This window comes from Psychroflexus salarius, from assembly GCF_900129035.1.
Classification (GTDB): Bacteria; Bacteroidota; Bacteroidia; order Flavobacteriales; family Flavobacteriaceae; genus Psychroflexus; species Psychroflexus salarius.
This window is the reverse complement of record NZ_FQTW01000004.1, coordinates 103,532-116,004: the sequence shown is the minus strand read 5'-3', so window position 1 is coordinate 116,004 and position 12,473 is coordinate 103,532. Positions and strand designations below refer to the sequence as shown.

Genomic DNA, 12,473 nt, shown 5'->3' with positions numbered 1-12,473 from the left:
ATGAAAAAACAACTAGTTTTGGTGGTGTTTCTATTAATGAGTTTGTCTTTTTCAGCTCAAAACACCAGTGTACAAGAACGTTTTAGCCAAGCAAATGAAGCTTACAATAATGCTAAATATGAGCAGGCTGAGGCTTTATATAGAAGTATTTTAAAGCAAGATATAGTTTCGGCAGAATTACATTTTAACTTAGCAAATACTGAGTTAAAGCAAAATAATTTAGGTCAAGCAATTTTACATTATGAAAAAGCTTTAAAATTAAAGCCTAACAATAGTTCTTTTCAAGAAAATTTAGCTTATGCAAACTCATTAACTATTGATGAAATTCAAAGTATAGAAAAATCTCAATTACAAATCTATATTGATAAGTTTAATTTTTTACTTTCAGTAGATCAGTGGAGTTACTTGGTTGTTGTATTGGCAATGCTTATGTTCTTCGCTTTTTTAGCTTACGTATTTAGTACCAAAACCATTACAAAACGACTGTTTTTTACGGGGTTTGTAGTTTTTTTAATATTTTCAGTCATAAGCTTTTCTCAAGCCTACCGTTTAGACCACCTGCAACAAAGCCAACAGTATGCAGTTATTTTAAGTGAAGAAGTACCTGCTTTAGCTGAACCTAATGCCAGAAGTAGCCAAGTACTTACGTTGCATGAAGGTACTAAAGTTAAGTTGCTCTCGAAATTTAATAATTATCAAGAGGTTCAATTAGCTGATGGAACTAAAATATGGATAAACATCAAGGCTTATAAAAAAATTTAGAGCATAAATTATACCAAATATCCCATAAAATAAGACAAATAAATAGTTTCTAATTGCCTTTTTCTTCGTTAAAAAAATGAAACGTAGCTTAGGCTATGATTAATTTTTTTGCCTTGATTAAGACAATTATAATTCAATTTCTTTTATCTCATTTTATAGAATATTTGGTATTAGATAACTCAGCAGACCTTTAAGTAGCAAGATTTTTGAAGTGATTTTTAATAAAATTTCATCACATTTAGAAATTAGTTACATCAGTTTTCAACTCGGTTGTTATTATTCTCAGAAATCAAGGTTTTTTTAATTTCTTTATTTAAATAAACTGCTGTAATAATTGTAGATAATAAGTCGGCTAATGGGAACGAAATCCACACACCAAATGCGCCATAAAACTGGGGTAGAATTAATACCAACGGAATAAAGCAAAATCCTTGACGAGACAAGGTAAGTAACAATGCAGGAATAGCTTTACCAATGGCCTGAAAGTATGCTGAACCTATAAGTTGTACAGCAATAATAGGCACAGCAGCAAAAACCCAACGCATTGCATTAGGTGCTTGTTTAAGAATGGTTAAATTAGATGTGAAAACACTTACAATTTCTTCTGAAAAAAACATGATAAAGCCAAATACTAATAGACCTAAACCCGTGGCATAAAGTATGGCGGTATTTATGCTTTCACGCACTCTGCTGAAATTATTAGCTCCATAGTTATAACCAGATATTGGCAAAAACCCTTGTGTGACACCTAAAACAGGAAATAAAGCAAACATTAGCATTCGCGCAATAATGGCATAGCTAGTAACGGCATCTTCGCCACCTAAATTAAATAAAATATTATTTAGAATTAAGTAAGTTACACTAACAACAGCTTGTCTTGAAAGCGTAACAAAACCAAGGCTGCTAATTTCATTTAAAATGGGTTTTTGAAATCCTAGGTTTGATAACTTTAGTCTGAGTTGAGAATTTTCAGAATAAAAAAACCATACAATGTAACCAAGACACAATGCGTATGAGCCAGTGGTTGCCCAAGCGGCACCTAACATTCCATAGTCTAAGATGTTTATAAATAAATAATCCATCAGGAGATTACCAACCGACGGAATAATCATAGCAACCATTGCAAATTTGGGTTTTCCTTCAGCTCTAATCACCGTATTTCCCATCATTGCTAATGCTAAAATTGGCACACCAATAACCACTACACGATAGTAAACTTTAGCAGGTTCAAATATTTCACCTTTACCACCAAAAAGCGGAATAAGCTGATTAATAAAAATCAAACCCAAAGCAGCCATGCTTAAGGTTAAAACCAATGTAATGCTGATTTGATTTCCAAAAGTAGTTACAGCTTTGTGGTACTTATTAGCACCAAGTGCTCTCGATATAATTGAAGAGCCACCGATACCGATGGCTAAACCAAGCGCTGCAATAAAAAAAGAAACAGGTAAAACGACGTTGATGGCGGCAATAGCTGTTGAGCCAATCCAGTTACCAACAAAAATAGTATCAACTAAAATGTTGATCGACATAACCAAAATACCTATAGAAGCTGGTACAGCCTGCTTAATGAGTAGTTTACTTATTGGCGCCTGACCTAGTTCTTCAGCATTTGATTTAGCCATTTGAAGTTATGATGCTTTTGTGTCTTTTACGGGTTGGTTAGCCCATTCATCAATCCATCTGCTCAGAGTTTTAACCCAGTCTTGACGATCGTTGATACATGGTATAAAATGGAAATCTTTTCCACCATTTTCATGAAAAATTTCTTCACCTTCCATAGCGATTTCCTCTAAAGTCTCTAAGCAATCAGAGACAAATGCCGGTGTTGCAATAGCCATTTTTTTAATACCATCTTTTGCAAGTTTTTCAATTGTGCGATCTGTATATGGTTTTAACCATGGATCGAAACCTAAGCGTGACTGAAAACTGGTACTAAATGTACCTTCTTTTAAGCCTAATTTTTCACCAACTAAACGGGTTGTTTCATAACACTGATGGCGATAACAAAATTGATGTGCTTTTGAAGGTGTTTGACAGCATGAGCCATCAATTTTACAATGACTATTTGTAATGTCGCTTTTTCTGATATGTCGCTCAGGGACACCATGATAGCTAAATAGTAAATGTTCATAATCTACATGATCTAACTTGTCTGCAATACTTCTAGCTAAAACAGTAACATAGTCAGGATGGTTGTAAAATGGTGGTACAACTGTAAAATTTATCTTGGGGAAAAATTGATCTCTTAATTCTTCAGCTAATACAATAATAGTTTCTGTAGTAGCCATGGCGTATTGCGGATATAATGGAACCAGTAAAACATCTGTAACGCCTTGGTCGTAAAGTTCTTGAAGGCCATTTTTTATTGAAGGTTCACCATAACGCATAGCTAATGAGATAGGAACACTTGTCATGTCATCTACTTTGTTTTGAAGACGCTCAGACAACACAATTAAAGGAGAACCTTCATCCCACCAAATTTTAGCATAAGCTTTTGCCGATTGCTTAGGTCTTGTATTAAGAATAATACCTTTTACTAAGATAGTTCGTAAAAGTTTTGGTAGATCAATAACGCGTTCATCCATTAAAAATTCACCTAAATAGGTTTTAACGTCTTTAGGGTCGGTTGATTTTGGTGATCCTAGATTAACAAGTAGAACTCCTTTCATAGCTTCAAATTTATTGCAAGTCAAAAGTAAGGGCTTATTTTGGTTTTAATTGAATTACCCATCAAATCTTAAGATGATTTTAAAAGACTTTTTTCTTTATGAGGCAATTTTACGGTAAAGGTAGCGCCTTTATTTATACCATTACTCTTTGCAGTGAGTTTTCCACCGTGCTTTTCAGTTATAGTTTTACTTAAAAACAGGCCTATACCACTGCTATCTTCGTTAGATGTTCCTTTATGGCTAATAGAAGTGAATTTTTTAAATAGTTCAGTTGACTGTTCTTGGTTAAAGCCAATGCCTTGGTCAATAAAACTTATATGTGGCTGATTTTCAAAGGACTCAATATTAATATTTATTTCAGAATTTTTGTGACTGAATTTAATAGCATTTGAAATTAAATTTTGAATAACACTTGCTATTAGCTTCGGCGAAACAAACATTGAAGTATTTTTAGTTGATTCTATTATGTTAATTGAAATGTTTTTATCCTTCAGTAGTGGTTGGAAATTTATAAGTTGCTTTTCAATAAAATCTTTTGTATTTACATTCTGCATTTCCTGAGGATCTATTTTGAAATTTTTTGATTCTATGACTTGCAAAATAGACTTGATCATATTAAGGGCATTACTCCCTAACTTATGAAGCATATTCGAATATTCAATAATATTTTTGTCATCTGTTTCATGTTCAATTACTTCGGCAATAGCAACAATAGAAGATAACGGACTTCTTAAATCATGAGAAATCATACTGGTAAAGTTTTGACGCTCCTTAGATAAATCCTCGATTCTGTTTAAAGCGTCGTGAATTTTATTAAGTAAAACACCAGCTTCATCTGTAAAATTTTTAGGAACGTCAATAATAGTATTGTTAAGGCTGTAGGCGTTCATAGCTTTTGTTGCTATTTTGATAGGGTCTAAAAGTTTGTTGAGTGCAAACATTGTTAATACTGCTGCAAGTACAGTAAAAATTAGGATACTAGTTATCATAATCGTTGTATTCAGGTTCTCCTTAGGAGAAAATAGAACAAATAAAACGATACCTATAAGCGGAACATGAGTTCCTAAAAAAGCAATAAATAAAAATTTACTAGCATAAGATTTTTTAAATCCAATTTGATTGATAAAATTATAAATCTTCATGTTTATTACATTTTATAATTTATTTTTCACTTTGTATGTATTTTTTAGGTGTTGTGCCGAACTTTTTCTTAAATGCAGCAATAAAATGACTTGCAGTTGAATAACCAACAGCTAGACCAGCTTCATTAACGTTGTGCTGTCCTTTTTCAAGTAATTTTCTGGCATAATCCATCTTGTAATCAAATAAAAACGAAAATACTGTATCACCATAAATTTCTTTAAAACCTTCTTTTAATTTTTTTAGGCTTAAGCCTACTTCATCTGCTAATGCATTAAGTGATGGTGGCTCAGCCATTCGTTGAATAACAACTTCTTTGGCTAATTTTATTTTTTTAACGTTATCTTCATCATCTAGGAATGGACATTGCTCGATATCTGCTTCTTCAGGGCGATTAAAATACAAGCCAATTAACTCATAAATTTTACCTTTCAAGTAAATGGTTTTAATAGAAGGATGTAGGTTAAAATTTAGAACTTGTGTTAATACAACAGCCATTGCAGGGGTTATTTGACGCTCATTATAATATTTTTTATCTTTATTATCATCGGTTAAAAAGTCAATGTAATTGGCTTCAGCTGAAAATAATGTATGTAATTTTTTAATTGAAATTAGTATACTTACCGACCAAGTTTGACCTTCAGATTCAAGATTTATCGGTAATTTACGTTGTGGATTATACAATAGTAAAGACTGGTCTTCTTTTATGTTCAATGCATAGCGACCTTCGTTAAAATTAAATTTTAGGTTGCCTTTCACACAGAAATGAAATTGAATAAAATCACTACCAATGTCATGCTTTACACAAATATTTTCATTCAAATCATGTTGTATACCTATAAGTAATAAACCGCTCTCAAGTTCGATAAAATGACTTGAACCTTCAGCGATATTTTTTTCTAATTCCATCATAAGAAATATTGATATTTATTTAGAATCATTCTAATTAAAATAGCTTAAAACACTAACTATTGTTACAAAAATAAGTCAAATACATGATTTATGTCACTTTTTTTTAAAAAACACTTCAAACGATAAAAAATGAACTTTTAGCGTTACTTTTAAAAAGGCTTCTGCTCTAAATTTGCATCAAACTTTCTAATTACTAATGTATAAATATAACGTTTCTAAATACCAAACTTTCTATGCGATTGGTCTAAGTTACCAAAAGGCAGATGCAGAGACAAGAGGGAAGTTTAGTTTGAGTTTAGATCAAAGAAAAGCGCTTTTAGATCAAGCTGAAGCAATCGGTTTAGATGCGATTACAGTGACATCTACCTGTAATCGAACTGAGATTTACGCTTTTGCTGACGATGAAGATACTATTATAAATTTACTATGCCAGTTTAGTCATGGCGATCCTGAAGTTTTTAAACAAGTAGGCTACATTTATCAAAACCGTGCAGCAATTGCTCACATGTTTCGTGTAGGCTGTGGTTTAGATTCTCAAATATTAGGTGATTTTGAAATTATAAGCCAATTAAAATCAGCCTTTACAAATTCTAAAAAGCGTCACTTAATTAATCCGTTTCTAGAGCGCTTAATCAATTCAGTCATTCAAGCGAGTCGAAGAATAAAAAATGAAACTGAAATTTCATCAGGGGCAACTTCGGTTTCTTTTGCATCAGTTCAATACATTTTAGACAATATTCAAGATGTTACTAATAAAAATATTTTACTATTCGGGACTGGTAAAATAGGTCGAAATACCTGCGAAAATCTTGTTAAGCATACAAAAAATGCGCACATTACTTTAATTAATCGAACTAAAGACAAAGCGGAAGAAGTTGCTGGTAAATTTAATTTGAAGGTTAAAGATTTTAGCGAGTTACAAACAGAAATTAGAAAGGCTGATATCTTGATTGTAGCGACTGGGGCTCAAAATCCAACCATTACTGAAGAGTTGATTTTCCCTAAAAAACCACTTTTAATTTTAGACTTATCAATTCCTAAAAATGTGTCTGACCAAGTTGAAGCAATTGATGGCGTAAACTTACTACATCTAGATTATTTGTCTCAAATTACCGACGCTACTTTGGCTAAACGAAAAGAACATATTCCACAAGCTGAAGGTATTATTGATGAGGTAAAAGAAGAGTTTTATGAATGGTTAGATACCAGAAAATTTGCACCAACAATTAAAGCCTTAAAAGATAAGTTTAAACTTTTTCAAGAAGAGGAATTAGATTATCAGAGTAAGAAAATAGCTAACTTCGATAAAGATCAAGCCGAAATTATTAGTGATCGCATCATTCATAAAATTACAAGGAGTTTCGCTAGTCATTTACGTGCTGCAAATGGATCGACAGAAGATAGTATAGCTTTACTTAAAAAGGTCTTTGAACTTGAACAACAGCACTAATTTTAAACCGCTTAAAATTGCAACAACAACCTATAATTATTGGTACACGTGATAGCGAATTAGCTCTATGGCAAGCCAAAAAAGTTCAAGATTTACTCCAAAATAATGGTTATTCAACAGAGCTTAAGCCTGTAAAATCTCAAGGCGATTTAAACCTAGATGTTCCGTTGTATGAAATGGGTATTACAGGTATTTTTACCAAAACTTTAGATATTGCCTTACTTAATAAAGATATTGATATTGCTGTTCATTCCATGAAAGATGTCCCGACAGCTTTACCTAAAAATGTTGTAAAGGCAGCGGTTTTGCCAAGAGCAAATCATAAAGATATTTTAATCCATAAGGGGCTTGATTTTTTAAATGAATCTGGCACAATTGCAACAGGAAGCCTCAGGCGTAAAGCACAATGGCTGCACAAATATCCAAATCATAAAGTCGAAAATTTACGTGGCAATGTAAACACACGTCTTCAAAAATTGAAAGATAATAATTGGGATGCTGCTATTTTTGCAGCAGCCGGTCTGGAACGCATCAATCTGCTACCCGAACAACACTTGGCTTTAGACTGGATGATTCCTGCTCCTGCACAAGGTGCAATGTTGGTGGTTTGTTTAGAAGAAAATATGCAGTGTTTAAATGCTGTAAAAGAATTAAATCATCAACCAACTGATCTTGCTGTAAGTGTTGAACGAGATTTTCTAAAAACTTTAGAAGGTGGTTGCACAGCGCCAATTGGTGCTTATGCTGAAGTTAGAAATCAGAAAATACATTTGCATGCTGCTTTGTTCAGTCTTGACGGTCAACAAAAATTTGAAATAAAAAAGTCTACAGCAGTAACTGACGCTGAAAACTTTGGCGAAGATTGTGCGCGTGAAATTTTAGCCCAAGGCGGCGATCAATTAATGAAAGCCTTAAGAGCGATATTATAATGGCAAGATTGCTTTCAACTAAAAAACTTACAGAATCACAACGCCAACTTGTTTTAAATACAAATCATAGTTTGGTAGAGTATAATGCCATTTCTACTGAAGTTAAGCCTGAAGCAATTCCTAAACGTAATATTAAAAATGCTATTATTACCAGTCAAACGGCTGCTAAAATTTGCATTAAGCATCAGTTGATGTTTAAAAGCGTATTTTGTGTCGGTCAAAAAACAGCAAACTTACTTATAAATGCTGGCTACAATGTGGTTTTAATTTGTACCTATGCCAAATATTTAAGTCAAATTTTAGTTGAAGCTTACAGTAATGAAACCTTTAATTTATTGTGTTCAACTCAACGCCTAAATACAATCCCAAGTGCGCTAACTTCAGCTGGAATTGAATTTAAAGAACATCATATCTATTCAACTATTCCTCATTATAAAAGCTTTTCAAATCAATTTGACGCTGTGCTTTTTTTCAGCCCAAGTGGAGTGAAGTCTTTTTTCAGCGTTAACACAAAAACACCGAACTATTTAGTTTGTATTGGAGAAACGACGGCCCAATCAGCTAAAAAGTTTAGCAAAAATGTCTCGGTATCTCTTACAACCTCAATTGAAAGTTGTATTGCTAGAGCCATCAAATTATTAAATAATCAATAAGTTTATAAACTTTTACTCATGATAAAAAACGATTTATTTCTACGTGCTTTAAAAGGTGAAACAGTTAGTAGGCCACCGGTTTGGATGATGCGTCAAGCAGGACGATATCTACCAGATTTCATGAAACTAAAGGAAAAATATGATTTTTTTACACGTTGTCGAACACCTGAGTTAGCTACTGAAATAACAGTAATGCCAATTCATCAAGTTGGTACCGATGCGGCAATTTTATTTAGCGATATTTTGGTTGTTCCGCAAGCTATGAATATAGAGGTAGAGATGAAGCCAGGTCTTGGGCCTTGGTTGCCTCATCCTATTCGAGACAAAAAAGGAGTTGATGCTGCCGTTGTGCCTAATGTTTATGAAGAGTTAGGATATGTATACGATGCGATAAAACTCACAAAAGAAGCCTTAAATGATGAGGTGCCTTTAATTGGATTTGCTGGTTCGCCATGGACGATTTTTTGTTATTGTGTGCAAGGTCAAGGCTCTAAGAATTTTGATAAAGCCAAGGCCTTTTGTTTTTCAGAACCTGAGTTAGCACATCAATTGCTTCAAAAAATAACCGATACGACTATTGCTTATTTAAAAGGAAAGGTTGAAGCTGGCGTCGATGCAGTGCAAGTATTCGATTCTTGGGGCGGCATGTTATCACCAGAAGATTACCAAACTTTTTCTTGGCAGTATATGCAGCAAATTATTGATGCCTTAAGACCAGACATTCCTGTGATTGCATTTGGAAAAGGCTGTTGGTTTGCTCTAGAACACATGTCTAAATCGGGTGCAGCAGCACTTGGAGTTGACTGGACTTGCAGTCCAGAAGTGGCAAGAAAATTAACTAATAACAGCATTACATTACAAGGTAATTTTGACCCATCACGTTTATTGTCACCAATACCAGAAATTGAAAAAATGGCGCTTGAAATGCTAAATCGCTTTGGAAAAGATAAATATATCGCTAATCTTGGTCATGGTATTTTACCAAATATTCCTGTAGACCATGCAAAGGCTTTTGTGAATGCCATTAAGAATTATGAAAGCTAATACCAAATATCCCATAAAATAAGACAAATAAATAGTTTCTACTTGCCTTTATCTTCGTTAAAAAAATGAAACGTAGCTAAGGCTATGCTTAATTTTTTTTACCTTGATTAAGACAATTATAATTCAATTTCTTTTTATCTCATTTCATAGAATATTTGGTATGATTGCTAAATTTATTCTGAATTAAACTCAAAATGCTTCAATTCTATTGAAGCATTTTTTATTTGTTTAAAAATATCGCAAGTGAATTGTTGAAACTTTAAAAATTACGTATTTTTAGGCTAAAATTAAATAGATGATTACGAAAACTGTAAATTCTGTCAGTGAAGCTCTTGAAGATGTTCAAGATGGAATGACCTTTATGCTAGGCGGTTTCGGTCTCAGCGGAATTCCTGAAAACGCTATTGCAGAACTGGTCAATCGAAATATTAAAGATATTACTTGTATATCAAACAATGCTGGCGTAGATGATTTTGGTTTAGGCTTGCTACTCAAAAAAAAGCAAATAAAAAAAATGATTTCATCTTACGTTGGCGAAAATGCTGAGTTTGAACGCCAAATGCTTAGTGGCGAACTTGAAGTAGATTTAATTCCGCAAGGAACTTTAGCTGAACGTTGTCGAGCAGCCCAAAACGGTGTTCCAGCATTTTTTACACCAGCTGGTTATGGAACAGAAGTGGCTGAAGGCAAAGAAGTACGTGAGTTTGATGGCAAACCTCATATTTTAGAGCACGCCTTTAAAGCTGATTTTGCTTTTATTAAAGCTTGGAAAGGCGATACAGCTGGCAATTTGATTTTTAAAGGTACCGCTCGAAACTTTAATCCAAATATGTGTGGTGCTGCAAAAATAACTGTAGTTGAAGTTGAAGAACTTGTTGAGGCTGGTGAGCTTGACCCTAATTTTATCCATATTCCAGGTGTTTTTGTGCAGCGTATTTTTAAAGGTGAATCTTTTGAAAAACGCATCGAAAAACGTACAGTAAAGGATTAAATATAAACAACTAGACTTTTAATTAAAGAATTAAAATACATTAAATATATGCTTGACAAAAACGGAATTGCAAAACGCATTGCTCAAGAGGTGAAAAACGGTTATTATGTAAATTTAGGTATCGGGATTCCTACTTTGGTGGCTAATTTTGTGCGTGATGATATTGAAGTTGAATTTCAAAGTGAAAACGGGATTTTAGGAATGGGACCTTTTCCTACTGAAACACAAGTCGATGCTGATTTAATTAATGCTGGTAAACAAACCATTACAGCTCTACCGGGCGCTAGTTTTTTTGATTCAGCCTTGAGTTTTGGAATGATACGCGGTCAACATGTCGATTTAACAATTCTTGGCGCGATGGAAGTTGCACAAGATGGTAATATTGCCAACTGGAAAATACCAGGCAAAATGGTAAAAGGTATGGGTGGCGCTATGGATTTGGTAGGTTCGGCAAAAAATATCATCGTTGCAATGATGCATACTAATAAAGCTGGTCAATCTAAATTGTTAAAATCCTGTAGTTTGCCTTTAACTGGCGTGAAATGTGTAACCAAAATTGTTACAAATTTGGCAGTCTTAGATATTGTTGATGGTCAATTTAAATTGATAGAACGTGCGCCAGGCGTAAGTGTTGAAGAAATTAAAAAGGCCACGGAAGGTGATTTAATTGTTGAAGGTGATGTGCCTGAAATGAAATTTTAATTAAGTTAGATTACACTTAATATCACTAAAAGTCTTAAAGAAAAGCTTCAACAGATGAGTTGAGGCTTTTTTATTTTAATAAACCAACCATTAATTGGGCTGTTTTTTGGCTAGCACCAACGCCTCCTAGAGCTTCTTTTAAATGCTTATAATCTTTTTTTAGTTCTTCTGCTCGTGAGTTTTCTAGTAGAAGCTTCAACTCTTCTTTAAGTCGTACTTCATTAAAATCATTTTGAATTAATTCAGTCACAATTTCAGCATCCATAATTAAATTGACTAAAGAAATATATTTTAAGGTGATAATGCGTTTTGCAATTTGGTATGAAATTTCATTTCCTTTGTAACAAACAACTTCAGGCACCTCAAATAAAGCAGTTTCTAATGTTGCTGTCCCAGAAGTTACCATGGCAGCTTTGGCATGCGAGAGCAAGTTATAGGTTTCGTTAGCTACAAATGAGATGTTTTCTTTTTGTGTGTACTGCTTATAAAAGCTATTCTCTTGGCTAGGTGCTCCAGCAATTACAAACTGATAGTCTTTAAATTGTGAGGGCATTTTGAGCATTGTGCTTAGCATTTTACTTATTTCTTGCTTTCTGCTTCCAGGTAAAATAGCAATAATTTCACGGTCATCAAGTTGATGCTTTTCTTTAAACGCTTCTAAGGTGTCTGGTTTAAATTGAGCAATAGCATCAAGTAGAGGATGGCCTACAAAATGGACTTTAAAATTGTGTTTATGTTCATAAAAACTTTTTTCAAAAGGTAAAATCACAAACATTTGATCAACATCACGCTTAATTTTTTTAATCCGATTCTCTTTCCATGCCCAAATTTGTGGAGAGATGTAATAAAAAGTTTTAATTTCTTTTTGTTTTGCCCATTGAGCAATGCGCATATTAAATCCAGGATAATCAATAAAAATAATCACATCAGGTTGGTACTTGGCAATATCAGCTTTACAAAATTTAATGTTTTTAAAAATTGTTCTGATATTGAGAAGAACTTCTGCAAATCCCATAAAAGCTAACTCACGATAATGCTTTACTGGTTTAGATTGCACAGCTTTAGCCATTAAATCGCCACCCCAAAACCTGAATTGAGCTTGTGGATCTTCAACTTTTAGCGCCTTAATTAAGTTAGACGCGTGTAAATCGCCAGAAGCTTCACCTGCAATAATATAATATTTCATATATCTGTAAAACTAACGAAATTAAAATATTT

The 12,473-nt window shown here is 33.4% G+C and carries 12 protein-coding genes; 7 read left to right on the top strand and 5 right to left on the bottom strand.

Going from position 1 to position 12,473, the window contains the following annotated elements; translation table 11 throughout:
- Nucleotides 1-762 (top strand): tetratricopeptide repeat protein, encoded by a 762-nt coding sequence (locus tag BUB82_RS06585; protein ID WP_083574486.1) that lies wholly within the window; start codon nt 1-3, stop codon nt 760-762.
- Nucleotides 763-1,016: 254 nt separating this feature from the next.
- On the opposite strand, the gene BUB82_RS06580 is transcribed toward BUB82_RS06585, so the two are convergent.
- The 4 genes from BUB82_RS06580 to BUB82_RS06565 all read right to left on the bottom strand — a co-directional run bounded on the left by BUB82_RS06580 (nt 1,017) and on the right by BUB82_RS06565 (nt 5,483).
- On the bottom strand, nt 1,017-2,387 hold the full coding sequence (locus tag BUB82_RS06580; RefSeq protein ID WP_073192812.1) for an MATE family efflux transporter: 1,371 nt from the start codon (nt 2,385-2,387) through the stop codon (nt 1,017-1,019).
- Between the two features lie 6 nt (nt 2,388-2,393).
- Nucleotides 2,394-3,434, bottom strand: a complete 1,041-nt coding sequence (gene hemH, locus BUB82_RS06575; protein WP_073192811.1) for a ferrochelatase — start codon at nt 3,432-3,434, stop codon at nt 2,394-2,396.
- Nucleotides 3,435-3,502: 68 nt separating this feature from the next.
- Nucleotides 3,503-4,576, bottom strand: coding sequence for a HAMP domain-containing sensor histidine kinase (locus tag BUB82_RS06570; protein WP_073192810.1), 1,074 nt, complete (start codon nt 4,574-4,576; stop codon nt 3,503-3,505).
- A gap of 19 nt (nt 4,577-4,595) precedes the next feature.
- On the bottom strand, nt 4,596-5,483 hold the full coding sequence (locus BUB82_RS06565) for an AraC family transcriptional regulator (protein WP_073192809.1): 888 nt from the start codon (nt 5,481-5,483) through the stop codon (nt 4,596-4,598).
- Between the two features lie 199 nt (nt 5,484-5,682).
- Between BUB82_RS06565 and hemA the strand changes: the two genes are divergently transcribed.
- From hemA to BUB82_RS06535, 6 genes are all read left to right on the top strand, one after another.
- A complete protein-coding gene (hemA, locus tag BUB82_RS06560; RefSeq protein ID WP_073192808.1) occupies nt 5,683-6,936 on the top strand; it encodes a glutamyl-tRNA reductase in 1,254 nt (417 codons plus the stop codon).
- Nucleotides 6,937-6,953: 17 nt separating this feature from the next.
- On the top strand, nt 6,954-7,865 hold the full coding sequence (gene hemC / locus BUB82_RS06555) for a hydroxymethylbilane synthase (RefSeq protein WP_073192807.1): 912 nt from the start codon (nt 6,954-6,956) through the stop codon (nt 7,863-7,865).
- On the top strand, nt 7,865-8,518 hold the full coding sequence (locus BUB82_RS06550; protein ID WP_073192806.1) for a uroporphyrinogen-III synthase: 654 nt from the start codon (nt 7,865-7,867) through the stop codon (nt 8,516-8,518). Before hemC ends, BUB82_RS06550 begins: the two co-directional genes overlap by 1 nt.
- An 18-nt stretch (nt 8,519-8,536) precedes the next feature.
- Entirely contained in the window at nt 8,537-9,562 is a 1,026-nt protein-coding gene (hemE, locus tag BUB82_RS06545; protein WP_073192805.1) for a uroporphyrinogen decarboxylase, read from the top strand.
- Nucleotides 9,563-9,857: 295 nt separating this feature from the next.
- On the top strand, nt 9,858-10,553 hold the full coding sequence (locus BUB82_RS06540) for a CoA transferase subunit A (RefSeq protein WP_073192804.1): 696 nt from the start codon (nt 9,858-9,860) through the stop codon (nt 10,551-10,553).
- A 48-nt stretch (nt 10,554-10,601) separates the two neighbouring features.
- Nucleotides 10,602-11,255 (top strand): CoA transferase subunit B, encoded by a 654-nt coding sequence (locus BUB82_RS06535; RefSeq protein ID WP_073192803.1) that lies wholly within the window; start codon nt 10,602-10,604, stop codon nt 11,253-11,255.
- A 70-nt stretch (nt 11,256-11,325) separates the two neighbouring features.
- Here the strand turns inward: BUB82_RS06535 and lpxB are convergent, their stop codons facing one another.
- Entirely contained in the window at nt 11,326-12,441 is a 1,116-nt protein-coding gene (gene lpxB / locus BUB82_RS06530) for a lipid-A-disaccharide synthase (protein WP_073192802.1), read from the bottom strand.
- Nucleotides 12,442-12,473 lie beyond the last annotated feature (32 nt).

Bases quoted from the DNA above. Each gene is read 5' to 3' on its own strand.
- BUB82_RS06585 (WP_083574486.1), top strand. From the start codon at position 1: ATGAAAAAACAACTAGTTTTGGTGGTGTTTCTATTAATGAGTTTGTCT.
- BUB82_RS06580 (WP_073192812.1), bottom strand. From the start codon at position 2,387: ATGGCTAAATCAAATGCTGAAGAACTAGGTCAGGCGCCAATAAGTAAA.
- hemH (WP_073192811.1), bottom strand. From the start codon at position 3,434: ATGAAAGGAGTTCTACTTGTTAATCTAGGATCACCAAAATCAACCGAC.
- BUB82_RS06570 (WP_073192810.1), bottom strand. From the start codon at position 4,576: ATGAAGATTTATAATTTTATCAATCAAATTGGATTTAAAAAATCTTAT.
- BUB82_RS06565 (WP_073192809.1), bottom strand. From the start codon at position 5,483: ATGGAATTAGAAAAAAATATCGCTGAAGGTTCAAGTCATTTTATCGAA.
- hemA (WP_073192808.1), top strand. From the start codon at position 5,683: ATGTATAAATATAACGTTTCTAAATACCAAACTTTCTATGCGATTGGT.
- BUB82_RS06550 (WP_073192806.1), top strand. From the start codon at position 7,865: ATGGCAAGATTGCTTTCAACTAAAAAACTTACAGAATCACAACGCCAA.
- hemE (WP_073192805.1), top strand. From the start codon at position 8,537: ATGATAAAAAACGATTTATTTCTACGTGCTTTAAAAGGTGAAACAGTT.
- BUB82_RS06540 (WP_073192804.1), top strand. From the start codon at position 9,858: ATGATTACGAAAACTGTAAATTCTGTCAGTGAAGCTCTTGAAGATGTT.
- BUB82_RS06535 (WP_073192803.1), top strand. From the start codon at position 10,602: ATGCTTGACAAAAACGGAATTGCAAAACGCATTGCTCAAGAGGTGAAA.
- lpxB (WP_073192802.1), bottom strand. From the start codon at position 12,441: ATGAAATATTATATTATTGCAGGTGAAGCTTCTGGCGATTTACACGCG.